Here is a 23,097-nt window from a genome sequence, read left to right as displayed (position 1 = left end):
TCCTTCGCGCATCCAAGACTTCTGAAAGGAGCCACCCCATGGCCACAACCACCTCCACTCCCGCAACCCTCACCACCTGGAAACTCGATCCCGCCCACTCCCACGCCGAGTTCAAGGTGAAGCACATGATGATCTCCAACGTAAAAGGCAGCTTCAACGGCCTTTCCGGCACGCTGACCGAGCACCCCACAGACAAGACACTCTCCAGCATCGAGGCCACCATCGACGTGAACACCATCAGCACCGGCGATGCCCAGCGCGACGCGCACCTCAAGAGCGGCGACTTCTTCGACGCCGGCCAGTTTGGGACCATGACTTTCCGGTCGAGCAAAGTCCAGCCCAACGGCGACGGCGGATACAACGTTACGGGCGACCTTACGATTCACGGCCAGACCCGCCAGCAGGTTTTCGTCGTTGACGGCCCCACAGCGCCGGGCAAAGATCCGTGGGGCAACACGCGCATCGGCCTCTCAGCGACAACGAAGATCAACCGCAAAGATTACGGTTTGAGCTGGAACGCAGCGCTCGAAACCGGCGGCATTCTCGTAGGCGACGATGTGAACATCACCATCGAAGCCCAGTTCATCAAGCAGTGATCAGCTTCCATTGATCAGTGGTCAGCAACAACGGCACGGGTCTCCCCGTGCCGGCTCTGTTTGGTATCCGGGACCGCATCGTCTTGGAGCAGAGCTCGCCTCGTTGGCAATCAGGCAAACGCGGCTGGTGAGGGACACAGGGGTGAACCTCACTGGGGGTCAACAGCCATCGAACCGCGAACTACCTTAAGCTCCTGATTCCAAACAGAAAAATCTTTTGCCCCTTTTGCAGCTCAATTCGCTCATTTTCTTCATACTTGAGCTATGAGTACAGAGCAAAACTTATGTCAAAAGAACGGGATTCGCGACTCTTGTCCCTTCTTCCCTCGTTCGTTTCTAAGTCCTTTATTATGAGACAGCTTGTGTAGAAGCCCAATGGACTGAGACACCTGCAGCGGACGCTTCGCCGTAAGCCACACAAACGGATACTTGGCCTCAAAGGGTACATGGGGGGGGTAGGGGTCCTGCTGTCCGGGATCGGACAATCAGCGGACATCCAACCCCGGTCCGAACCCGTCGGCTCCTGCCCACGATCAATGACTACTGACCAGTGAGCACCAATTCCTGATAGCTGGAGACTGGCAGCTGGCAACTATGGATAGATTCTGTGCAGCATGCGGGCGAACGGAATCGTCTCCCGCACGTGCTCCAGCCCGCAGATCCACGCGACGGCTCGCTCGATGCCCATTCCGAATCCCGCGTGCGGCACTGATCCATACCGACGCAGATCCAGGTACCATTGGAATGCCTCGAGCGGCAGGTTATGCGCTTCGATCCGGCTCTTCAGCAGCTCGTAGCTAGACACGCGCTGCGATCCGCCGATTACTTCGCCGTATCCCTCCGGCGCCAGCACATCCACGCAGAGGGCGAAGTTCGGATCCTTCGGATCGGGCTCCATGTAGAAGGCCTTGACTGCCGCCGGATACCGATGCACCATCACCGGCTTGTCGAATTGCGAACTGAGCCACGTCTCATCCGGCGATCCGAAATCATTTCCGTACTCAAATGGCTGCTCCAACAAGCCCTTCGCGTGCGCCTCGTTCAGCATCTTTGCCGCCTCGTCATAGCGCAGCCGCGGGAAAGGAGGCGTGATCTGCTTCAGCTTCTCCACGTCCCGGCCGATCACGGCAAGCTCAGGTTCTCGATTTTTGACCACGCTCTGCACGATGTGCGAGATGAAGTTCTCCGCTAGCTCCATCAGCCCGTCGAGATCGCAATACGCAACTTCCGGCTCGATCATCCAGAACTCGGTCAGATGACGCCGCGTCTTCGACTTCTCCGCCCTGAACGTCGGCCCGAAGCTGTACACCTTGCCCAGCGCCAGTGCCGTCGACTCGATATAGAGCTGCCCCGACTGCGTCAAAAACGCCGGATCGCCGAAGTAATCTACCGGGAACAGCGTTGAAGTTCCCTCGCACGCCGCCGGCGTCAGAATCGGCGGATCCGTGCGAATGAATCCATTGTTGTCGAAGTACTCTGCCGCCGCCCGCATGATCTCCGCACGAATCCGCAGAATCGCCGACTGCCTCGGCGACCGCACCCAGAGGTGCCGCCGTTCCATCAGGAAGTCGACCCCGTGCTCCTTGGGCGTGATTGGATACGGCTCGCTTTCGGGGACGCGCTGCACCACCTCGACGTTCTCCACGTCGAGCTCGTACCCGCCCGGCGCGCGTTTGTCGGCCCGCACCTTGCCCGTCACGATCACCGAAGACTCCTGCGTAAGCCCCTTCAGCGTCTCGAAAACTTCAGCCGGCACGCTCTTCACATGCGCCACGCCCTGAACCGTACCCGTTCCGTCGCGAAAGATGGGGAAGATCAGCTTCCCGCTCTCGCGCGAGTTATACAGCCACCCGCGAATCTGCACGGACTGGCCCTCAAACTTCCCGAGTGTGGCGATCGTTGCAACCGGGGCGGCGGGTTTCGTTGTTGCAGTGGATCCAGAGATGGCAGCGGTTTCTTCAGACATGGCTCTACTCTCTCGTCGTTTTCCAGACCTTTCAGGATAAACCTCCAACGCTGCTCGTCATCTCGATCTCCCTCGCTGCATCCGGCCTCCGTGATTTATCGTCCATACACATATGGCGACCACCAAGCCGCAGCCGGCCTCTTCCACTCAGCCGCACCCTACGCCCGAAGCCGAAGAGGTCTTTCGCCGCTGGATCCGCTTTCTGGATGAGGAGTTCTACCGGCACCGTTCGCCCGAGCGCCGCGCCGAGATCGTTCGCGATCAGCTCTATCAGCTTTATCTGGGCCGACCCCACGGGACGAAGCCCAATGTTTCGCTTACCAGCGAACTCCCCGGAAACGTGCTCAGCTACTCGCTCGACCCGGAGAACGTCACCCTCGATGCCGAGTACTTCAACAACATCGATCCGGTTGAGTACGCGGTTCGCAAGCCGCTCATCTGGTTCTGGAAGATGTTCGACCGCTCTCCCATCGGCCTCAACGTCTGGCTCGGCCTTCGCTTCCGCTGCATGCTGGGCCGCCACATCTTCGACCACATGGGCTCCGGCGTGAAAATTCATCAGGGCGTGGATCTTACTTACGGCTACAAGCTCTCCGTAGACGATGGCGCTGTCATCCATCAGGGTGTGCTCCTCCACGATCGCGGCGGCATCAAGATCGGCAAGAACGCGATCATCGGCTCGTACGCACGCATCTTTTCGCACAGCTACTCTGAGACGAATAAGGAAGAGGACGTGAAGCTGCAGCCTACGACGATCGGCGATGGCGCCCGCATCGGCAGCCACGAGATCATTATGGGCGGCACCAACATCGCTCCAAACGAGGTTGTGGGCCACTACCCGGCCTTCAAAGTGTAGGAATTGCCGGGCAGCGACAGCTGTGACGAGCCGGACCGGTTCCGCCGATCCATCATGCTAACCTGAGCTTTCTCGTATCAGGGGAGCGCCGTTGGAGTCTGCAGTATTTGCAATCAAGGTCTTTGAGTTTGTCCTGCTGATCTTCTCGCTCAGCTTCCACGAGTGCTCTCATGCCTGGATGGCCTCGCGCCTCGGGGACCAGACCGCACGGCTTCAAGGCCGTGTCACTCTGAACCCCATCTATCACATCGATCCGGTGGGGAGCCTCATCATTCCCGCCCTCATTATCTTTGGTCCGCTCATCGGGTTTTCCATGTTCAGCGGAGTTCTCATCGGCTGGGCCAAACCTACTCCGGTCATCACACGCAATTTCACCAGGATCCGGCGCGACGATAACCTCACCACGCTCGCGGGCCCCGCATCGAACCTCATCCTCGCAGTCGCGGCGGTGCTGATTCTGCTATTCGTCGATCACTTCATTCCAAATGGCCGCCAAGTCGTCGTCTTCACGATGCGCGGGCTGCTGTTGCCGAATGCGAACTCCTCGGTCCAGGCCATTGTTCTGCTCGGAATCGCTGCAGTGCAGATCAATCTCGCTCTGCTCGTCTTCAACCTATTACCCATACCGCCGCTGGACGGCAGCCATCTGCTGCGGAACGTGCTCCCCTACAGTGCCGTGCAGTCCTACGACCGCATTCCAGTATGGGTGAGTTGGATTCTGATGTTCGTCGTCGGCGGCTACATCATGAGTCTCTTCCTTGGTCCTGCTTTTGCCATCGTGAGCGCTATTCTGACCCGGGGCTGAAAGACGCCTCTCCCGCTACAATGGATCAAGCCACCCTTTGACCTTTTCCGATCAAAACGGCTGATATCCGGCATACTTCCGGTATAGAAAACAGAATGTCTGAATCTCCAGCTACATCTTCTCGTCCGCGTGTCCTGAGCGGCATGCGCCCCACGGGCAAGCTCCACCTCGGCAACTACATGGGCGCCCTTGCCAACTGGGTCAAACTCCAGGACAGCGGGCAGTTTGAGTGCTACTTCTTCATCGCGGACTGGCACGCCCTGACCACCGATTACGCCGATACGTCGAACTTCCTGAGCAACACCCGCGAGGTCATTCTCGACTACCTCGCCGCCGGGCTCGACCCGGCAAAGTCCGTACTGTTCACGCAGAGTCATGTTCCTGCGCACGCTGAACTGCACCTGCTGCTGAGCATGATCACGTCCGTAGGCTGGCTCGAGCGCGTGCCCAGCTACAAGGAACAGCAGGAGAACCTAGTCGGAAAGGACCTCAGCACCTACGGCTTCCTCGGCTATCCGCTGCTGCAGGCTGCCGACATCCTGATGTATCAGCCGAAGTACGTCCCTGTCGGGCAGGACCAGGCTGCGCACGTCGAGCTCACGCGCGAAGTCGCACGGCGGTTCAACAATCTCTATCAACTCAACGGCCGCGATGTTTTGCCCGAACCGGATGTGCTGCTCACTCCGTCACCGAAGCTGCCCGGAACGGACGGGCGCAAGATGTCGAAGAGCTATGGCAACACCATCATGCTCACCGACCCCGAGCCTGAAGTCCGCCAGAAGCTCAAGACCATGGTTACGGACCCGGCTCGCATCCGCCGCAAAGATCCAGGCGACCCAGACAAATGCCCAGTAGGCGATCTGCACAAGGTCTTCTCGACTCCGGAAACCTTGGCTAAGGTCTACGAAGGCTGCCGCTCCGCAGGTATCGGCTGCATCGAGTGCAAAGGCTGGGCGGCCGACGCGCTTGTGCAGGTTCTGGACCCCATCCAGGAGCGCCGCGCGAAGTACACGCCGAATGAAGTAGAGGATATCCTCAAGGACGGCGCAAACCGGGCACGCAATCGCGCCGAACAGACGATGACCGAAGTTCGCACCGCTATGCAACTGATACCCGCGGCAAAGTAAGCTCCATACAGACCATTCCCCTTCACCGAGATTTCCCATTGATTGAAGAGAACCAAAATCCGGAGATCGAGCCCGCTAACCCCGATCAGCACCCTGTTCAGGAACCCACTCCCGAGCCGCAGCCAGTTGAAGATCCTGAGCCCGGCCATCGCGGCCCAGTGAACGATCCTGAACCAGGCCCCGAGCCGGAGCCTGATGCTCCCGAGCCAAGCCCGGAATCGCCGCAGGGTGATCCGCCGACACACGAACCTGGCGTACAGGCTGCGCCAACGCTCGTCCTCACTTCGAAGACCATACCGGAGAAGGAGGCCGCCAAACCGGCAGCCGCTCCAAGTGCGCCGAAGAAAAGACCCGAGGAGAACCCGGAGCAGTCGCCGTTCTCTGTCACCGTTGGCCACGTCTACGACGGGCCGCTCGACCTGCTGCTCGATCTGATTCGCAAGCAGGACATCGACATCTACGACATTCCCATCTCGAAGATCACGGCGCAGTTCCTCGCATACGTCGACCAGCTCAAGTCTTCAGACGTCGATGTTGCGGGAGACTTCATCTACACGGCGTCGCTCCTCATCCACATTAAGAGCAAGATGCTCTTGCCGCGTGCGCCCGCAGGCCCGGACGATGCCGCCGAAGATCCGCGCCGGGAGCTCGTCGAACGTCTGCTCGAACATGAGCGCTTCAAGAACGCTGCGCAGATGCTGCAGCAGAAGCAGATGCTTGAGGCTGCCACGTGGACCAACCCTGGCGTGCGCGAATTCAAAGACGATGCAGCCGCGGAGCCGGAGATAGCCGCCGACACCGTCGACCTCGTCCGCGTCTTTCGCGACATTCTCGATCGCGCCCGCAAACGCCCCACCTTCAACGTGCAGGATGATGCGGTCACCGTTGGCCAGATGATCCAGTTCCTCACCCGCCGGCTTTCCATGGAGGATCGGCCGCTCGCGCTGCGCAAACTCCTCGCCCACACCAAATCATCGCGGGCACTCGTCGCCATGTTCCTGGCCCTTCTTGAGCTCGTCCGCCTCCAGGCTATTCTTCTTCGCCAGGACAAAGCCTTCTCCGAAATCTTTATCAAGAAGAACTCCGGGTTCGACTCCGTTGTCAATGAAGGCATCGCAACCGCTACGGACGAGTGGCGCTGACCCGCCACCCGAAGCTTCAGAAATCCCGCCCATGAAACAGGATCAACAATCCTGTCTGAATTCTCGACTTCCTGAAACCCCCGCCTAACTCTTCTGCTTCCCAGACCAGGCCTCCCTTCATCTCAATCTCGTTCCAAAGAATTTTCAGGAGGTTGAAAGTCGATGAAGTTTAATGGAAAGCTGTGCCTCGCTTTGGTGGCCACTTCGGGCTTCCTCACACTCGCCGGATGCGGCGGCAGTTCCAGCCATGCCTATGTGAAGTTCATCCACGCATCGCCCGGTGCACCGAACGTCGACGTCGAGGTCAAAGACAAGTTCGCTGCGCAAAATGCCGCCTACGGCTCAGCCACCTCTGCCTATGCGCCGGTCCCCGCCGGAACCAACGAAAAGGTTCAGGTCTTCGCAGCCGGGAAGGATTCGACCGCCGTCCTCTCAGCAAGCCAGACCTTCACGAAAAACCAGTACTACACGATCCTCGCTCTGAATACTCCCACCAAACTTCAGGCTGCCATCGAGAACGATGACCTTACGGCGCCTACGAGCGGCAACTGTAAGATCCGTGTCGTGCATGGCTCTCCCAGCGCGGGCGCGGTCGATGTCTACGTGACGGCACCCAACACCATCATTAACGATCCCAAAAACCCCGTAGCTCCGGTGCTCTCCAACTTCACGTTCCCGACGGTGACGAAGTACCTGCAGGTTCCGGCAGGCACCTATCGAATTCGCGTTACAGTTCATGGTGACCCATCAACAGTGGCAATCGACACGGGCGCATCGGGAGTAGCGGTTTCCGCAGGCGCAATCTACACCGCCGTCGCCCTGGATCCGAATCCCAGCAGCAATCCCCCAGGCACGGCTTTCACTCTTCTGCTGACCCAGGACCAGCCGGTCGCCGGAGTTACGCCGATGGCGCCCGCAATGTGATGTGCATCTCCCCCGCAATGGGAACGCGGCCTCCGGTCGCGTTCCCGCGAGGACCTGCTGCACTCAGGTCACGCAACCAACTGATTGCGTATCCATCCAGCGGACATATATGCAACCGTTCCGTTGCATACAGGTTGGCGCGAGAAGCGTCCCTCTTTGTCCGCCCTCCGCTTTTAGGCGTATCCGCCTTGAAAGTGGTGCAATTAACGTGCGGACTTCATCTTTTAACCGGATTTTAAATCTCTGTTAACCCCATGATCTGCATAGCCTTAGTAGGCCATTTGCGATCCGTCGGGCTCCGCCAGTCACTGTTGGCGCCCCGTATCGCATGTAGAATCAGCAGTGCGGTGACTCGGAGAAGGAGCCGCGCATCAAACAACTGTGGCGCTAATACAGTTGTTGGGGTTTTATGCAATCCTTTTTTGATTGTCCCTCCTGCTGCGATCCCAGATCGTTCCATCTCCATTTCCCCCCAAAATTTCACACTGACTTCGCGTTGTTCCTCCCCGCGCAACGTAGCGAGTCGCTGTCCACTGCGTCGGGAGACATCTGATGGCGGCCACAACCGCAACAGCACTTCCCAGCCGTTCCCTACTCGACCGCAAGATCAAGCACCGGCCGAGCAAAATTGGCATTCTCGCGTTCCTCACCGCACTTGCCGCCGGCGTGGTCTATATCGTCTTTCACGTCGCGCACGATCTTAATGCGGTTTCGATTACCAGCTATGCGCCTTACATGATGCTGGGCGTCGCCCTGCTTATCGCGCTCGGCTTCGAATTCGTCAATGGATTTCATGACACGGCCAACGCGGTCGCCACGGTCATCTATACCCATTCGCTGGAACCCAATGTCGCCGTCGTCTGGTCCGGCATCTGCAATCTGGCCGGCGTGCTTCTCTCTTCCGGTACGGTCGCATTCGCTGTCATCACGCTTCTGCCTGTCGAGCTCATTCTGCAGGTAAGCTCCGGCGCCGGCTTCTCCATGGTCTTCGCGCTGCTCATCGCAGCCATCCTCTGGAATCTCGGCACGTGGTGGCTCGGTCTTCCCGCTTCCAGTTCGCACACGATGGTCGGTTCCATCATAGGCGTCGGAATCGCCAACCAGCTCCTCATGCCCCACACCGGTACCTCAGGCGTCGATTGGGATCAGTGCATTAAGGTTCTGAAAGCACTGCTCATCTCCCCGATCATCGGCTTCGTTTTTGCAGGAATGCTCATCCTGCTCGCCAAGCAGGTCGCGAAATACCCCGGGCTCTACGAAGCGCCCAAAGACAATGCCCCGCCGCCCTTCCCCATCCGTGCGCTCATGATCGGCACGTGCACGGGTGTCAGCTTCTTCCACGGATCGAATGATGGCCAGAAGGGCATGGGCCTCATCATGCTCATCCTCATCGGCACTGTCCCGACCGCGTATGCCCTCAATCATGCGGTCAGCCCCGCACAGGTGCAGAGCTACATCGTCGCCTCGGAGAGCGCGGGCCAGATTCTCGAAAAACATGTCGATCCGACCGCGGTCCTCACGGAGGACGCTCGCCAGATAATGACCGACTACGTTCGGACGAAAGAATTGCAGCCGAACACGGTTCTCGCTCTGCGCAAACTGATCGACGACACGACACACGAGATCAGCTTGTACAAGCAGTACAAGTCGGTGCCTCCGCAGGAGCAGGCCAACGTCCGCAACAACATGTACGTTGCCAGCGAAGCGCTTCGTCTCATGATCAAAGACAAGAACCCGGCATTCACGGTCGAAGAACGCAAGGCACTCGAAAGCTACAAGGCCAAAGCCGATGACGCCACCAAGTTCATTCCAAGTTGGGTCAAAGTCGCCGTCGCCCTCGCTCTCGGCTTGGGAACCATGGTCGGCTGGAAGCGCATCGTGGTCACCGTTGGCGAGCGCATTGGCAAAGACCACCTGACCTACGCGCAGGGGGCAAGCGCCGGCCTCGTCGCCATGGGAACCATCTTCGCGGCTGACAAGTTCGGATTGCCGGTAAGCACAACGCACATCCTCAGCTCCGGCGTCGCCGGCACCATGGCTGCCAATGGAAACGGCCTCCGATTCTCCACGATCCGCAACATCGCCGCCGGATGGGTCTTCACACTCCCCGCCGCGGCTCTTCTCTCCGGATCGCTCTATTTCCTCTTCCGCCTGATCTGATCCACGCATTCAAGCGGAAAGGGCCGCGCTCGTCGCGGCCTTTTCCCTTTCTGCGCGGTCTGCAAATTCACCTTTCCTTCATTTGGCGTTCATCTGGCTCGGTAATCCTTGCTCAAGTCCGGCGCGTGCCCTCCCCTTGCCGCCAGATCAAACCATCTCAACCCGGAGTTTCGTCATGGCAGACCTGGCAACCACAGCCGTCGCTCCTCCTATAGGCGGCTCTCTACTCGATCGAAAGAAGCACTCATTTCCCGGCTGGATTACCGGCGCCATCGTCGCCGTCGCTCTTCTTGGTGGGCTGGGCTATGTAGGTTTCCACATCGCCGACGATGTCAAGAATGTCTCCGTCACGAGCGTGTGGCCATTCGTGCTGCTGGCAATCGCTCTTCTCATCGCGCTTGGATTTGAGTTCGTGAACGGATTCCACGACACTGCCAACGCAGTCGCAACTGTCATCTACACGCACTCGCTTGAACCGAATATCGCAGTCGTATGGTCCGGTCTTTGCAACCTCGCGGGAGTCATGACCTCGGCAGGCGCGGTTGCCTTCACCATCATCACGCTGCTTCCGGTCGAGCTGATTTTGAAAGTCAGCGCTGGCTCAGGATTCGCAATGGTATTCGCACTGCTCATCGCTGCGATCCTGTGGAACCTCGGGACGTGGTATTTCGGGCTGCCTGCGTCGAGCACTCATACTATGACCGGCTCGATCATCGGTGTGGGTGTCGCGAACCAGCTTCTCAGCAGTTACGGCGGGACCTCCGGTGTGGACTGGGAGCAGGCCGCGAAGGTGTTCAAAGTGCTGCTGATCTCGCCTCTCGTTGGCTTTGGCTGCGCGTTTCTGCTGTTTCTGATTGCGAAATTCACCATCAAGTACCCTGAGCTTTACCAGGCGCCCAGGGACAACACGCCTCCACCGTGGCCCATCCGTCTGCTGCTGGTACTCACCTGCACTGGTGTCAGTTTCTTCCACGGCTCCAACGACGGGCAGAAGGGCATGGGCCTCATTATGCTCATCCTCATCGGCACCGTTCCCACCGCCTATGCATTGAACCATGCCGTTACTGCGCACGACATGCAGGACTTCATCGCCGCCTCTGAACGAGCCGTTTCCATAGTTGACGCACACGTAGACAGGAACGCGATACTCGCAGGCGATCCGCGCACCGAGTTGACCGTCTACCTGCAAACCAAGCAACTGCAGCCGGACACCCTAACCGCTCTCCGCGAGAACATCCGCGATCTCGAAGGCAACGTGCGGGCATTTGGCGAGTACAAGAACGTTCCTGCCAACCTGCAGAGCAACGTTCGCAATGACATGTACGTCACGAGCGAGGCGCTTCGGCTGATCGCGAAGAGCCACAATCCCAAGTTCACAGCGGACGAGAATGCTGCGCTCGCCAACTACAAGGCGAAGGTCGACAAGGCGACCAAGTTCATTCCGCCCTGGGTCAAGGTGGCTGTCGCGTTGGCCCTTGGCCTGGGCACAATGGTCGGATGGAAGCGCATTGTTGTCACCGTCGGCGAGAAGATCGGCAAAGAGCACCTGACCTATGCGCAGGGTGCGACCGCCGAACTGGTCGCCATGGGCACAATCTTTGCAGCCGACAACTTCGGCCTGCCGGTCAGTACCACTCACGTTCTCAGTTCAGGCGTGGCCGGTACGATGGCAGCCAACAAGAGCGGCCTGCAGTTGTCCACGATCCGTAACATCGCGGCAGCGTGGGTGTTCACGTTGCCCGCCGCGGCGCTGCTTTCCGGCCTGCTATTCGCGCTCTTCCGCCAATTCACCAACTGAGAGTTCGCCTTGCACCTGTCGAGGCGTCCGGCTATCGGGCGCCTCGTCTGTTTGCAGCATCCCCTGTGGACGACCGGGTCTCCGCGCTCCAGCTTCATCCGGTACCATACAAAAGGTACTGATTGCTGCATGAGCCTGAAATCCAAGCTGGAAGCTGTTATTTACGCCTCTGAGGAGCCGGTCGCGCTCGCTCAGCTCGCAACCCTGTTCGGGGCCGAAGCGCTCGAATGGGAAACTGCCCGCAAGGCGGCTGAAGAAGCAGCCGCTGCCCAGAAGGCCGCAGCGAATGCAGCCGTCGTCGACCCCTCCCAGCCCATCACAACCGAGACCCTGGAGCATCTGGACATCCGCACTGAAGACGGCACACTCCTCGAGCAGCCCGGCTTTGCCGTGCTTCCAGCCGCTGACTCTTCAGCGGAGACCGCTGCCGGCCATGAGGCTGAAACCAGCCCTGATTCCGGGGCTGAAAACACCGAAGCCGTTCCAACTGAAGCAACGGAAAGCGCTCTGCCCGAAGGCACCGTAGCTAACGAATTTGTTGAGCCGCAGACGCCCGCGTCCGCCGCTGAACCCCTCGATCCCGAAGCTGAAGCCAAGCGCGTCGCCCGCCAGCGCGACCGCGACATTAGGGTAATTCTTCGCAAGCTCATCGACGAACTCATCGCCGACTACGCGAACGACGACCGGGGCATCGAGATCCGCGAAATCGCCGGCGGCTACCGCATGGCAACCAAGCCCGAGTGCCACGATGCTGTCCGCATGTTCATCAAGAGCCTCAAGCCTGCACTGAAGCTTTCTCTGCCCGCGCTTGAGACGCTCGCAGTCATCGCCTATAAGCAGCCTGTCACGGCACCCGAGGTCAACGAGATTCGCGGCGTCGACTCCTCCGGCGTCTTCGGATCCCTGCTCGCCCGCAAGCTCATCACCACCGCAGGGCGCAAGCAGGTCATTGGCCGACCGATCCTCTACAAAACCACCAAAGAGTTCCTGATGCGTTTCGGCCTGAAGGACGTGAACGAACTGCCCTCGATGGACGAGTTTGAAAAGATGGCCAGCGAACTCGAGGAAGCAGAACCGGCCCCCATCACCGATCCCGCTGCTGCCGAGGCCTACGACGCCGAAGGCAGCAATGGTCCCGAACTGGACGAGAACGCATCCGAGGACGAACCGGCGCGCAAAGAGCTCGAAAACGATTCGGCTCCTCTGGCCGACAACTCCGCGCCGACTCTGGAACCAGCAACCGAATCCAATCTCCAGACAGAGCCGGCCGAATAGGCCGGTTTTCTGCACGCGGCCGCGCCTCACCGCTCTCAAAGAGGCAGAACCGAGATCTCCTCATGACCGACAAAGACAAGCAGCAGCCGGATCAGCCCGAAGCCGATCGCCCCGAACTCGACGATCCTCTCAACACCGTGGCCGAGGTCGACGCTGCCGTCGATGCGAACGCTGAAGCCGCAGCCGCCGCGAGTGACACCTTCGAACAAGCCGGAGATGACAATGCAGAAGCTGGCCTCGAGGTGTCCGAGATCGCCGAAGAAGAAAGCGGCGATGAGACCGCACCGGAGCCCGAGCCGCAACTGGAACGGCTTCAGAAGATCCTTGCCAAGTCCGGAATTGCCAGCCGTCGCCATGCGGAAGAGCTCATCACCTCCGGCCGAGTGCAGGTCAACGGCAAAGTCGTAACCGAGCTGGGCAGCAAGGCCGACTCTGCTCGCGACCACATCCGGGTCGACGGAAAGCTCCTCCAAGGCTCCGAGCGCCATCGCTACTTCATGCTTAACAAGCCGAAGGGCTACGTCACGACGGTCAGCGATCCCGAAGGCCGCCCCACCATCATGGAGTTCTTCTCCAAAACTCGCGAGCGCCTCTACCCCGTCGGCCGCCTCGACTATCTCAGCGAAGGCCTCCTGCTCGTCACCAACGACGGCGAGCTTGCGAACAAGCTGACGCGCGCCGCTTCAAACGTAGAGAAGACCTACCTCGTCAAAGTCAGCGGCCAGCCCAGCGAAGAAGATCTCGATCGCCTGCGCCAGGGTGTTCCCATCGCGAAGGGTAAGCCCGGTTCCTCCCGCGTCCATACTGCTCCCGCGGAGATTCGTCCTTTCCGCCCCGGCAAGACGCGAGGCCAGCGCGGCTCAGCGGCTTCGGCTGAGAATCCCTGGTACGAGGTCGTTCTTATCGAAGGCCGCAACCGCGAACTCCGCAAGATGTTCGAGGAAATCGGCCATCATGTAGAGAAGATCCGTCGCGTAGGCTACGGCCCGCTCGTGCTGGATCTCGAGCCCGGCAAGACGCGCGAGCTCGAACCCGAAGAGGTAGAGAACCTGCGCAAAGCCGCCGAAGGCAAATATCGCAAACCGAAATCACGAGAACCAAAGACCCGCGAACCGCGCAATCGCGAATTCACGTCGCGCTCTGATCGCCCTGCATCGAGACCACGCTGGGAGGATCGCCGCGCCGAAGGCGGCAAGCCGCGAGGCGATTTCGGCAGCCGTGAAGAGCGCCGCCCGTTCCGCGGAGATCGACCCGATTTTACGCGCCGCTCGGCCCCCGGCGGTCAAGGCCGTCCGGAGCGTAGCCAGTTCCGCGGTGACTCCAGACGTGACTCAGGTTCTGGTGAGCCTCGCCGCGAATTCCGACCCGGCAGCGGACGCCCGAACCCCAGGTCCACCGAAGATCGCCCCCAGCGCTCGCCGCGGCGTGACGACACAGCCCGGCCGTCGTTCCGTGGAAGACCTGAGAATCGCAACCGCTTCGAGGCCGAACGCCGCGGCCAACGACCACAGAGGGAAGAAGGCCCCAAGCGCTTTGGTTCCCGCCCCTCTCGCCAGGAATCGGGCACGGGGCGTTCTGATGGCCAGCGCTTTGAGCGCCCCCGCCGTTTCGAAGACCGTCCGCAGCGCGGCACTACCGGTTCCCGTCCATTTGGCGGCGCGCGATCGGGAAGCTATCGGGGCCCTCAAGAGGACAGGCCTCGCTTCGACCGTTCCCCGTCGAGAGACCGTGGTCAGGATCGCACTCCTCCGCGCGAACGTCCTGAGCGGGATGCTCGTCCCCGTCTCGACATACAACCGGTGGATGATCGCAGCAGCCGGCCGCGTGACGAAAACCGCCCACCGCGGCGCGAGCGACCTGTTGAGCGAGAGAGTCGGCCGCGCTTTGACCGACCGCGCAGAGACGACCGAGGCGGTCCTCGCGGCGAAGGACGCAGCGAATCGCGTTCCGGGCGCCCTGAGCGCCGGCCGGACAGCGCTCGCGGTCAGCGCCCGTCCACGCCGCGCTCCGGTGCCAACTTCCGTCCTGGAAAACCAGGTGCGTCGAGCGGCAAACAGGGCACCGGTCGCTCCAGCAGCGGCCGTCGCCCCGGCTATCGCCCCAACGGCAAACGCCCAAACAAACGCCCATGACGCAAGCTGCTTCGCGGCATTTCCCGAATCGCCGCGAAGCATCTCCCTTATCCCGACATCCTGCTTCCCAATCCCCGCCGTCATGCAACCCCGCAGTTGCACAACCTGTCACGGTCGTCCTATGATCGTTAGCCATGTCCCGTAAAGACCGCAAGCGCATCACCGCCAAGCCCAAAGCCAAGGCGCGCGTATTCGCCGCCCTCGGCGACAAGACCCGCCTCGCCCTTATCGCCCAGCTCTGCTCTGGCGAATCCGCCTCCATCTCCAAACTGGCGGAAGAGTCGAAGATCACCCGCCAAGCCATCACCAAACACCTGGGCATTCTGGAGCGAGCCGGCATCGTATCCAGCACTCAATCCGGCCGCGAACGCCTCTTCAGCTTCGATCCGGAACCATTCCAGGATCTTCAGCAATATCTCGCTTCTGTGTCGAAGCAAGCGGAGCAGGCTGCGGCTCGCCGCAAATCGCGTACGCCCAAATGAGATCCCCAGTCCGGAGCCTTCTTGTCACCTTGAGGGCTTCTCGCGCATCTAGAGGTGTATGAGCATCGAAAAAGCCACATTTGGAGCGGGTTGTTTCTGGGGTGTTGAAGCGACCTTTGCTGCCATCCCCGGTGTCACCGCTACCGCAGTCGGCTACGAGGGCGGAAGCCTCGATCGCCCCACCTACAAGGATGTCTGCACCGACCAGACCGGTCACGCCGAGGTCGTCGAACTCGATTTCGACAACGAGAAGATCAGCTACGACAAATTGCTCGATGCCTTCTTCAGCCTCCACGACCCCACCACCCTGAACCGGCAAGGGCCAGACTGGGGTACCCAGTACCGCTCGGCGATCTTCTTTCACTCACCCGAGCAGGAGCAGCAGGCCAAAGAAAAAATCGAGCAACTGACCGCCTCTGGGCGCTACTCGCCCAAGCGCATCGTCACCAAAGTCGAACCCGCACAGACCTTCTGGCGCGCTGAAGAGTACCACCAGAAATATCTGGAGAAGCGCGGCCAGGCCAGCTGCCACATTTGAAGACAGTCACCAGTTCACAGTCACCTTTTCCAGTGGAGGTCTGGTCCGATTTGCAGCCTGGAAACTGGTAGCTGGAAACTGGCAACTACTCCTTCCCCTGCCCCAGCCTCCACGCTTTGATGAACTTCCAATGGACGTAGACCGAGTGGTTGATGTGCAGAATCAGCCCCTCGCGTCCATCCAGAAAGCCCAGGCGGAAGAAGTAGTTGTAAATAAAAGTGGCTGCCGGATTCAGCACCGCATTCCAGACGAAGGCTCCGACTGATTTGCTGACCTTGCCACGCTTCTGGAGCAGCGGCGCAATATCGGAGCTATAACGATCCATGTGCTCCAGATAGATCCCCATCGTCGGATACGCATAGTGCAGCATGTCGGCTTTCAATCTCCCCTTTGGTCCGGCAAACTGCGGCGTTGAATGGGGTCCCACCCCTTCGCTTAGTCGCGCCGCGCCCCGTTTGAACAGCCGTAACTTGCGATCCGGATGGAAACCGCCGTGCCGGATCCACCTGCCAAAGTACAGGTTCAGCCGCGGAATCCAGTACGCATCGTACGCGGGCTCTCCCGCAAGCAGCTCCTGAATCTCTCTTTGCAGCTCCGGGGTGAGCACCTCGTCCGCATCCAGCAGCAGAGTCCAGTCGCCGGTACACAGGTCCAGGGCAACATTCTTCTGCTCGCCGTGCCCGCCGAATGCGTGAAAGCTGGTCTTCGCCCCAAACGATTGCGCAATCTCAACTGTGTGGTCGCGCGAACCCGAATCCACAAGGACGATCTCATCCGCCCACTTCACGCTTTCGAGCGTGCGCGGCAGATTCGCCTCTTCATTCATGGCGATCATTGCAATCGAAAGGGTCTTCCGGGGCATCCCCCGAAGGATAAATGACAGCTCGGAGAAGCGAATGCTGTCATCCTGAATGGAGCCATAAGGGGAGTGCAGGATCTTCTTCTGGATACAGCGTCAGAATCGGATATTCACGCCCTGCTCGCACATGTCGGTCAACACTGAGAGCAGGTTCGTAATCCCGAGCAGCTGCCGGATCCGCGGCCCCACGTTCACCAGCACCACGCAGCTGCCCCCCGCCTTGGCCGACACGTACAGGCGTACCAGCGTTCCAAGTCCGATACTGTCCATGATGGTCAGGTCGGTCAGGTCCAGCACGATCCGCTTCGATTGCGGGATCAGCTCTTTCACTTTGCTGGCGAGCACGTCGCAAAAGCCCAGCACCAGCTTGCCGTGGCACTTCACGGTAAAGACATCGCCATTACGCTCAACTTCTAGCGTCAGTTGAGAGACCGCCGCGGCCTGGGCCATACGCCTACCTTTTCCAGAACAGATTCGAGGAACGGGGAATTCAGGATTGGCTGGATTCTCTCACATACGCAGGTGACCGGAAAACCGCTGAGCTACGATCCCATCTTCACCGCAGCCAGCTTGCGCTTCGCAACGGCAATTGCATGGTTGGATCCAGGGGAATTTGCCTCGCGGAGTGTCCCAGACAGCAGGTCAGTTCATCCCAGTACCACGCGGCGGCGTCGGCCTCTTCCAATGGGGCATCGGGAAGGGTGTTCACAAAGAGCGGAACCGGCTTAACGCAGAGCGGCTCCTCGCAGCGCAGCCAGTTCAGCAGCACCGTGTCGCCTTTCCTCTGTGCATGCACCAGGCGGTGGCGGGTATCGAACCCCCTGCAGTTCCGGAACATGGAGTAGTTCGATATGTGCTTGCACTTCGCACAAACAGAGGCGATCGATTGTGCCTCGATCCTGCGCGCGTCGGGATTGCCGAACGGGGATCCCAGCCGGTCCGTTGGCAGAAGAACCTGTTCTCCACACCAGGAGCAGAAGAAGCAATAGTGAGGCACCGAGCACGCCGCCACCACCGCCGGCTTCGCGGCCACCTCACCGGGCTTCACGGGCTGTTCTTTCGCTACGGCAGTCCCGCCAACCACCATCAGCCGGGGTCTTCCCATCACCAGCACATAACCGCTCTCGTCGCGCAGCCAACCCATGCGGGCCTCCTTACACTGCCTCGACGTTCGGTTGGGGGGACTTCTTCCGAGCGTCAGTGAAGTGAATATCGACCCCGCCCGGTACTTTCGGAATGCCCCGATGGCAGTAACCTCGATCCCACGTAGGAGGCAGTTACTGCGATATACACAGATGGTGGTTACTGGATTGCTAGGCCGAGTACTAGATTACAGAGCAAAAAGGTACTCAGGTTACCCAATTTAGTGTTACTGGCATCATGCCGGGGAGGGCGATAGCTCCTCCGGCGTCAGCTCACGATCTCTGATTTCTGCTTGCGCAATGCGGCTCAGGGTCAGCACCGTAATGTCGTCCTCCTGTCCGAACTCCCGCGCCATGTTCGCGATCGCATCGGCCGAATGCGTCGATATGCCGGCGGTTCTGTCGAACCCGTACAACTCACCCTGTCGGTTGCGCGCTTCTACAACGCCATCGGTCAGCATCGTGAGCTGTTCGTCTGCCCGAAGCGTGAATGTCGACTCGGCATAGTTGCGCGTCACCTCGAGGCCGAGCGGCATGCCGCCGTGCACGGCCAGTTCGTGCCCGTTCAGGTACGGCGCCAGGTGCCCGGCGTTCGCAATCGTCAACTTTCCATTCGGATCTACGCGCACAACCAGACAGGTCGTGAATCCCCCGGCGCTCCGGTTTAGCATGCGATAGTTCATTGCGGTCAGAATCTCGCCCGGACTTTGCGTGTAGTGCGCCAGCGTTCTCACGGTCCCGACCAGCAGTGATACCGTCATCGCCGCGGGCATGCCCTTTCCGCTTACGTCGCCAATGACGACCAGCGCCCCGCCTCCGTCCATCGGCAGGATCTGGAAGAAATCGCCGCCCACTTCGCGCGCCGGCTTATACGCGCTGGCCAGGTTGAATCCAGGAACGGCGGGCAGCGCTTCGGGCACCAGCACCTGCTGCACTTCCTTGGCGTTCTGATACTCGCGCTCCAGCGCATTCTGCCGCTTGCGGTAGTCGATTGCGTACCGCAACACGGCGTACACGATCGCCAGAAACAGGGCCGTGCGCAACAACAGTTGCAGGCCAATATTGTTTCCCAGCACAGTCACGTGCGCATCCTGCAGCCAGCCCGCGAGCGGCCAGTGGGTGAACCGTTCGCCTTGCTGCGAGATGTTCGACACTGCATACATCACGTCGTTCAACAGAGCGATGCTTGCCACGATCCATCGTGCCGAATCGAGCCGTCGACGGCGCATCATGGCCAGCGAGACCAGCAAGATTGGAAACGCTTCTCCCGGCAAAATCAGCGCCGTAAGAAAAGCATCCGTAATCTGAAACGTCGACTTTGCCATGCCGCCGAAGAAAAATCCCAGAGCGCCGTCCAGCGCGCCGGCAATCAACGAAGCGATAGCGATTCCCTTGATCCACTGCATCGATCGCGGGCGATCATCAAGCTGCAGCAGATAGATCAGCACGTACCACTGCGAAATCTCGCGCAGTTGAATTGCAAATTGCATCGCAAACGTAAGCAGGATGAAAGATGCCTGCAATCGCAAACCGTTTAGAAGTAGCTCCAGCGTCGGCATCAACGCGTACACCGCCATCCACAAGAGCAGCCGCTGACTGCGGTCGCGCATCCAGGCGAACAAGCTAAGCAGGCAGACAATTCCGTACAGTCCGGTCAGCGCAAAACGCATCTGCTGTCGCTGAAGCCATTTGTAATCCAGTGAATCCTTGACCAAAGCTATGGCCTGCGGGCTTCCGATGATCGGCACCCCTTCGAACCCGCCCGCCGTGCCATCGTCGTTCGATGCAAACGGCGCCTTGTACACGCGCACGGCGAGAACCCCGCTCCGGGCCGGACCAAGTCCGTAGGTCTGCGCGGGAATCGCCGTCTGGAAGTCGACTCGCGGCGGAAACGTGCCGAGATGCCCCACGGGCTGACCGTTCCAGTAAAGTTCATAGACGTCGTCGATTCCGCGAATCAGCAGCGCCACGTCGCTGGGCGCACCCGGCGCCAGCGTCAGATCGATGCGTTTGCGATACCAGCCGTAGCCTTCGGTGTTCGGGTGGGTCTTTGCACCCCACGGAGCGTCGGCCGTCAGTTGCTCCCACCCGTCATGGCCAGTTGCATCGTCGATATCCGGTTGGGCCCATGCAGGATTGTCGCCCAGATGAAATTGCCACGCGCCGTCAAGCGGCGCAGAGCCCTTACCCAGACCTTCGATTCTCATCGAAGGAGCTGAGGGAGCTTGCGACTCTGCACCTGCCCAGGTCGCGGTTACACAGAGGGCCCAGACCGCGGCAAAAACGAACCACAAGCTGCGGAGCACCGGCCGCCCGCGCAGTAAATTCAGGGAATCCATGCCAACGAGCATACCCGTGATATGCGTTGTTCCGGCAAGCGAATTCTCAGCGCGGGATCAGAGTCTGCTCTGGAACATGACGACTGCTCTGATCACGAGGGTCGTTGCACGGGCAACGGCACGCTCGCATCGGTCCACTTTTATCAGCTCGATGCGAGCAGCCGCCTGAATTTATTGCGCTCTCCGATCAGCGAGCCGCAATCGTCATCGTTTCGGCTCGGGAGCAGCTTTCCACCTCCGTGCTTTTTCTTGGTCTCGCATCGATGGTGGCGCTGTAGAGGTTGGTTCCCGGAACATGAAATTCGCTCAGTTTATTCCGATCTCCGCACCGCTGGAACACCAGCAGTCCCTTCGCTGGAATGGCTCTGCGCTGCTCCGGCCGAACGCTGAACAACTCCTTCTCCCCCGTCTTCACATTTTCGACGGACAACAGAAACGGACTTAAATCGCGCCTGACCTCGTACGTTCCCGGCTGGATGTCGTGCCCGTCCACAGTAAACGCGAACGGCACGGTGAAGATTTCGCCCGTTCCGTCCTGCGCGTTTGCTCTTGCTCCCCCTGATCCGCCAGCGATGACGAACGCCAGCAGGATCCCAGACATGATCGATGTAACCTGCTTCATACTCTCCTCCTCGCTACTCATGTGACCGACGTTCGTGCGATCCGCGCCTTGCGGCAGCGACGGTGGCACATCACGATTTCAGCAGCGGTTCGATACGCGTGCGGTCAAGATTGGCAAAGCACGGTAAAGATTTGTAAATGCGCTCATCCCTAAACTTCGCGTGGACTAACATCGAAGGCGTGGAGGGGTGCCTGCGCGGATGGATCGCGTTCTGATCGTCGACGATGACGTACAACTGTGCCGGCTGCTGAAGGAACGCCTCAGCACAGAAGGCTTCGAGCTCGAAGCAGTGCATGACGGCGTTCGTGGCCTTGAACGCGCGCTCTCGCTCGAGCACGCGCTCGTCATCCTCGATCTCATGCTGCCGGGAATAGGCGGTCTCGACGTACTGCGCCGCCTGCGCGCCAAGTCGCCTATCCCCGTTCTGATCCTGACCGCCCGCGGAGAAGAAATCGACAGGATTCTCGGCCTCGAGATCGGCGCAGACGATTACGTCCCAAAGCCGTTCAACCCGCGCGAACTTATCGCGCGCATTCGCGCCATCCTCCGCCGCAGCTCGATGACCGCCGCGTCAGCGGGACCGCTCAATCACGGAGACATTCAGCTCGATCCAAAATCGCGCGAGGCGTCGCTGAACGGCGTTTCCCTCAATCTCACCAGCGTTGAATTCACTCTGCTCGAGCTCCTTCTCCGCCAGGCCGGTCACGTCGTCACGCGCGAGCAGCTGACCGAATCCGTTCTCGGCCGCAAGCTTGGCCCGTTTGATCGCGTCATCGACGTCCACGTCAGCAACATTCGCAAAAAGCTCGGCCCATCGGAACTGGGCCAGCGGATCAAATCCATTCGCGGCAGCGGCTATCTGTTCGTCCCGCGATCAGAGGCGCGATGAAGCTGACGCATCGCAGTCTCCTCCTCAAGATCTTTCTCTGGTTCTGGGCCACCGTGCTCATCACCGGTATCGCCTCGGTGCTCACTTTCTGGATTAGGGCGCATAGCTCTCCCTACCAGTGGCACGCTTCACTGATCGAGAAGGCGCGAAGTTCAGGTGAGACCGCGATCCGGATCTATGAGGACAGCGGCCCGGTAGGAACGGTGAAGTACCTGTCTCTCCTCAAGCGTGACAATCTCCTAAACGCCTGCCTTTTTGACCGGTCCGGCCGCGTGCTCGCCGGACACGACTGCGAAGACGTTGCCGACATGCTTCCCAACCTGAGCGCACCGGGAGTGCCCGACTTCGGCGTCAAGTCCGGAGTGGGCCGCGTGGCGCAGATCCTCAAGGGGTCCAGCGGCCGCGAATACATCTTCGCTACCGAACTTCCGCCGGGTCCTCCGATGCGGCCGCGGCTTACCCGTCTGGGATTCGCGCTGCAGTGGGCGGTCGCGCTTTTCGTCTCCGCTCTCGTCTGCTACCTGCTCACGCGCTACCTGACTGCCCCGATCTTCCGATTGCGCGAAGCCGCCCACCAGCTCGCCGCTGGCGACTTGACCACGCGCGCAGGCACGCGCATCGCTCCTCGCAACGACGAGCTCGGTGATCTCGTCCGCGACTTCGACGCCATGGCCGCCCGCATTGAGGATCTCGTCTCGCGCCAGCGCCAGCTGATCTCCGACGTATCTCACGAGCTGCGGTCGCCGCTGGCACGTTTGAACATCGCGCTCGACATGGCGCGCCAGCGCAAGGGAGACGATCCCGCGTTTGATCAGGCCGAACAGGACACCGCGCTGCTCGACGAGATGATCGGCCGTCTGCTTACGATCGCCAAACTGGATGTATCTGCCCGCGAGATCCCTATGGTGCAGATCGAGCTCGCCGAGGTGGTCACGCAAATTGCTCGCAACGCCAACTTCGAATCCCACGCCAATGGTGACCGCGTCAAGCTGATGATCGACAACGAATGCCTTGTCTACGGCAACCCAGAGCTCCTGCATAGCGCGATTGAGAATATCGTTCGGAATGCCATCAGCTACACCGATCCCGGAACCCAGGTCGATTTGCACCTGAGCCGCGTCTCGGAGTACGGACAGCCGTCCGCGCGCATCGAGGTTCGGGACCACGGGCCCGGCGTGCCGGAGTCCGAACTCACCAACATCTTCCGGCCCTTCTACCGTGTCGCGGTCGCGCGCGATCGCCAATCCGGAGGAGCGGGTCTCGGCCTGGCCATCTCAGACCGGGTAATCCGGGCACATGCCGGAACCATCCGCGCCCTGAACGCCAGTCCCAACGGCCTGCTCATTGAGATTCTTATCCCGGAGCAGCCTGCCGGCTCCGCGGGCTCTTCCTCAGAGCACCAGCCGTAACCTGGATCGACTTACCATTGCGTAAAAGCTGTGCTC

The 23,097-nt window shown here is 60.1% G+C and carries 20 protein-coding genes; 14 read left to right on the top strand and 6 right to left on the bottom strand.

The window, feature by feature from the left end:
* Window positions 1-38 precede the first annotated feature (38 nt).
* Complete coding sequence (locus DHV10_RS15725; RefSeq protein ID WP_109487339.1) at window positions 39-596, top strand: YceI family protein; 558 nt, start codon at window positions 39-41, stop codon at window positions 594-596.
* Window positions 597-1,188: 592 nt separating this feature from the next.
* Here DHV10_RS15725 and asnS read toward each other — a convergent pair.
* Window positions 1,189-2,562, bottom strand: a complete 1,374-nt coding sequence (gene asnS / locus DHV10_RS15720) for an asparagine--tRNA ligase (RefSeq protein WP_109487338.1) — start codon at window positions 2,560-2,562, stop codon at window positions 1,189-1,191.
* A gap of 112 nt (window positions 2,563-2,674) precedes the next feature.
* Between asnS and DHV10_RS15715 the strand changes: the two genes are divergently transcribed.
* The 11 genes from DHV10_RS15715 to msrA all read left to right on the top strand — a co-directional run bounded on the left by DHV10_RS15715 (window position 2,675) and on the right by msrA (window position 15,801).
* Window positions 2,675-3,418, top strand: a complete 744-nt coding sequence (locus DHV10_RS15715) for an acyltransferase (RefSeq protein ID WP_204101435.1) — start codon at window positions 2,675-2,677, stop codon at window positions 3,416-3,418.
* 91 nt (window positions 3,419-3,509) lie between these two features.
* Window positions 3,510-4,223, top strand: coding sequence for a site-2 protease family protein (locus tag DHV10_RS15710; RefSeq protein WP_239461782.1), 714 nt, complete (start codon window positions 3,510-3,512; stop codon window positions 4,221-4,223).
* Window positions 4,224-4,318: 95 nt separating this feature from the next.
* Window positions 4,319-5,350, top strand: a complete 1,032-nt coding sequence (gene trpS / locus DHV10_RS15705) for a tryptophan--tRNA ligase (protein WP_109487337.1) — start codon at window positions 4,319-4,321, stop codon at window positions 5,348-5,350.
* A 38-nt stretch (window positions 5,351-5,388) separates the two neighbouring features.
* Window positions 5,389-6,492 (top strand): segregation and condensation protein A, encoded by a 1,104-nt coding sequence (locus DHV10_RS15700; RefSeq protein WP_338042611.1) that lies wholly within the window; start codon window positions 5,389-5,391, stop codon window positions 6,490-6,492.
* A 162-nt stretch (window positions 6,493-6,654) separates the two neighbouring features.
* Complete coding sequence (locus DHV10_RS15695; protein WP_109487336.1) at window positions 6,655-7,416, top strand: DUF4397 domain-containing protein; 762 nt, start codon at window positions 6,655-6,657, stop codon at window positions 7,414-7,416.
* A 552-nt stretch (window positions 7,417-7,968) separates the two neighbouring features.
* Window positions 7,969-9,576, top strand: coding sequence for an inorganic phosphate transporter (locus DHV10_RS15685; RefSeq protein WP_109487334.1), 1,608 nt, complete (start codon window positions 7,969-7,971; stop codon window positions 9,574-9,576).
* A gap of 175 nt (window positions 9,577-9,751) precedes the next feature.
* A complete protein-coding gene (locus tag DHV10_RS15680) occupies window positions 9,752-11,374 on the top strand; it encodes an inorganic phosphate transporter (RefSeq protein ID WP_109487333.1) in 1,623 nt (540 codons plus the stop codon).
* A 129-nt stretch (window positions 11,375-11,503) separates the two neighbouring features.
* Window positions 11,504-12,649 (top strand): SMC-Scp complex subunit ScpB, encoded by a 1,146-nt coding sequence (gene scpB / locus DHV10_RS15675; protein WP_109487332.1) that lies wholly within the window; start codon window positions 11,504-11,506, stop codon window positions 12,647-12,649.
* 62 nt (window positions 12,650-12,711) lie between these two features.
* Window positions 12,712-14,781 (top strand): pseudouridine synthase, encoded by a 2,070-nt coding sequence (locus tag DHV10_RS15670; RefSeq protein ID WP_109487331.1) that lies wholly within the window; start codon window positions 12,712-12,714, stop codon window positions 14,779-14,781.
* A gap of 134 nt (window positions 14,782-14,915) precedes the next feature.
* Window positions 14,916-15,263, top strand: coding sequence for an ArsR/SmtB family transcription factor (locus tag DHV10_RS15665; RefSeq protein ID WP_109487330.1), 348 nt, complete (start codon window positions 14,916-14,918; stop codon window positions 15,261-15,263).
* A 58-nt stretch (window positions 15,264-15,321) separates the two neighbouring features.
* Window positions 15,322-15,801: a peptide-methionine (S)-S-oxide reductase MsrA gene (gene msrA / locus DHV10_RS15660; protein ID WP_204101434.1), complete on the top strand. Its 480-nt coding sequence runs from the start codon at window positions 15,322-15,324 to the stop codon at window positions 15,799-15,801.
* Window positions 15,802-15,886: 85 nt separating this feature from the next.
* Here the strand turns inward: msrA and DHV10_RS15655 are convergent, their stop codons facing one another.
* The 5 genes from DHV10_RS15655 to DHV10_RS15635 all read right to left on the bottom strand — a co-directional run bounded on the left by DHV10_RS15655 (window position 15,887) and on the right by DHV10_RS15635 (window position 20,763).
* On the bottom strand, window positions 15,887-16,636 hold the full coding sequence (locus DHV10_RS15655) for a glycosyltransferase family 2 protein (protein WP_239461779.1): 750 nt from the start codon (window positions 16,634-16,636) through the stop codon (window positions 15,887-15,889).
* Between the two features lie 120 nt (window positions 16,637-16,756).
* On the bottom strand, window positions 16,757-17,110 hold the full coding sequence (locus tag DHV10_RS15650) for an STAS domain-containing protein (protein WP_109487328.1): 354 nt from the start codon (window positions 17,108-17,110) through the stop codon (window positions 16,757-16,759).
* Between the two features lie 106 nt (window positions 17,111-17,216).
* Window positions 17,217-17,804 (bottom strand): hypothetical protein, encoded by a 588-nt coding sequence (locus DHV10_RS15645; RefSeq protein ID WP_109487327.1) that lies wholly within the window; start codon window positions 17,802-17,804, stop codon window positions 17,217-17,219.
* A gap of 234 nt (window positions 17,805-18,038) precedes the next feature.
* The gene (locus DHV10_RS15640) at window positions 18,039-20,009 is read right to left on the bottom strand and encodes a PP2C family protein-serine/threonine phosphatase (protein ID WP_162601575.1); all 1,971 of its coding nucleotides are present in this window, start codon (window positions 20,007-20,009) and stop codon (window positions 18,039-18,041) included.
* Window positions 20,010-20,328: 319 nt separating this feature from the next.
* Window positions 20,329-20,763, bottom strand: a complete 435-nt coding sequence (locus tag DHV10_RS15635) for a hypothetical protein (RefSeq protein ID WP_109487325.1) — start codon at window positions 20,761-20,763, stop codon at window positions 20,329-20,331.
* A 199-nt stretch (window positions 20,764-20,962) separates the two neighbouring features.
* On the opposite strand from DHV10_RS15635, the gene DHV10_RS15630 reads away from it, so the two are divergent.
* Both DHV10_RS15630 and DHV10_RS15625 read left to right on the top strand, forming a co-directional pair.
* Window positions 20,963-21,652: a response regulator transcription factor gene (locus tag DHV10_RS15630; protein ID WP_109487324.1), complete on the top strand. Its 690-nt coding sequence runs from the start codon at window positions 20,963-20,965 to the stop codon at window positions 21,650-21,652.
* Window positions 21,649-23,061: an ATP-binding protein gene (locus DHV10_RS15625; RefSeq protein WP_109487323.1), complete on the top strand. Its 1,413-nt coding sequence runs from the start codon at window positions 21,649-21,651 to the stop codon at window positions 23,059-23,061. The genes DHV10_RS15630 and DHV10_RS15625 overlap by 4 nt, the downstream gene beginning before the upstream one ends.
* Window positions 23,062-23,097 lie beyond the last annotated feature (36 nt).

Source organism: Occallatibacter savannae, from assembly GCF_003131205.1.
Lineage (GTDB): Bacteria > Acidobacteriota > Terriglobia > Terriglobales > Acidobacteriaceae > Telmatobacter > Telmatobacter savannae.
Note: the sequence above shows the minus strand (reverse complement) of the source record. Positions and strands in the feature narration are given on the sequence as shown.

Bases quoted from the DNA above. Each gene is read 5' to 3' on its own strand.
- DHV10_RS15630 (WP_109487324.1), top strand. From the start codon at position 20,963: ATGGATCGCGTTCTGATCGTCGACGATGACGTACAACTGTGCCGGCTG.
- DHV10_RS15655 (WP_239461779.1), bottom strand. From the start codon at position 16,636: ATGATCGCCATGAATGAAGAGGCGAATCTGCCGCGCACGCTCGAAAGC.
- DHV10_RS15715 (WP_204101435.1), top strand. From the start codon at position 2,675: ATGGCGACCACCAAGCCGCAGCCGGCCTCTTCCACTCAGCCGCACCCT.
- DHV10_RS15665 (WP_109487330.1), top strand. From the start codon at position 14,916: ATGTCCCGTAAAGACCGCAAGCGCATCACCGCCAAGCCCAAAGCCAAG.
- msrA (WP_204101434.1), top strand. From the start codon at position 15,322: ATGAGCATCGAAAAAGCCACATTTGGAGCGGGTTGTTTCTGGGGTGTT.
- DHV10_RS15625 (WP_109487323.1), top strand. From the start codon at position 21,649: ATGAAGCTGACGCATCGCAGTCTCCTCCTCAAGATCTTTCTCTGGTTC.
- DHV10_RS15635 (WP_109487325.1), bottom strand. From the start codon at position 20,763: ATGAAGCAGGTTACATCGATCATGTCTGGGATCCTGCTGGCGTTCGTC.
- scpB (WP_109487332.1), top strand. From the start codon at position 11,504: ATGAGCCTGAAATCCAAGCTGGAAGCTGTTATTTACGCCTCTGAGGAG.
- DHV10_RS15725 (WP_109487339.1), top strand. From the start codon at position 39: ATGGCCACAACCACCTCCACTCCCGCAACCCTCACCACCTGGAAACTC.
- DHV10_RS15680 (WP_109487333.1), top strand. From the start codon at position 9,752: ATGGCAGACCTGGCAACCACAGCCGTCGCTCCTCCTATAGGCGGCTCT.
- asnS (WP_109487338.1), bottom strand. From the start codon at position 2,562: ATGTCTGAAGAAACCGCTGCCATCTCTGGATCCACTGCAACAACGAAA.
- DHV10_RS15695 (WP_109487336.1), top strand. From the start codon at position 6,655: ATGAAGTTTAATGGAAAGCTGTGCCTCGCTTTGGTGGCCACTTCGGGC.
- trpS (WP_109487337.1), top strand. From the start codon at position 4,319: ATGTCTGAATCTCCAGCTACATCTTCTCGTCCGCGTGTCCTGAGCGGC.
- DHV10_RS15685 (WP_109487334.1), top strand. From the start codon at position 7,969: ATGGCGGCCACAACCGCAACAGCACTTCCCAGCCGTTCCCTACTCGAC.
- DHV10_RS15670 (WP_109487331.1), top strand. From the start codon at position 12,712: ATGACCGACAAAGACAAGCAGCAGCCGGATCAGCCCGAAGCCGATCGC.
- DHV10_RS15640 (WP_162601575.1), bottom strand. From the start codon at position 20,009: ATGAGAATCGAAGGTCTGGGTAAGGGCTCTGCGCCGCTTGACGGCGCG.
- DHV10_RS15645 (WP_109487327.1), bottom strand. From the start codon at position 17,804: ATGGGTTGGCTGCGCGACGAGAGCGGTTATGTGCTGGTGATGGGAAGA.
- DHV10_RS15650 (WP_109487328.1), bottom strand. From the start codon at position 17,110: ATGGCCCAGGCCGCGGCGGTCTCTCAACTGACGCTAGAAGTTGAGCGT.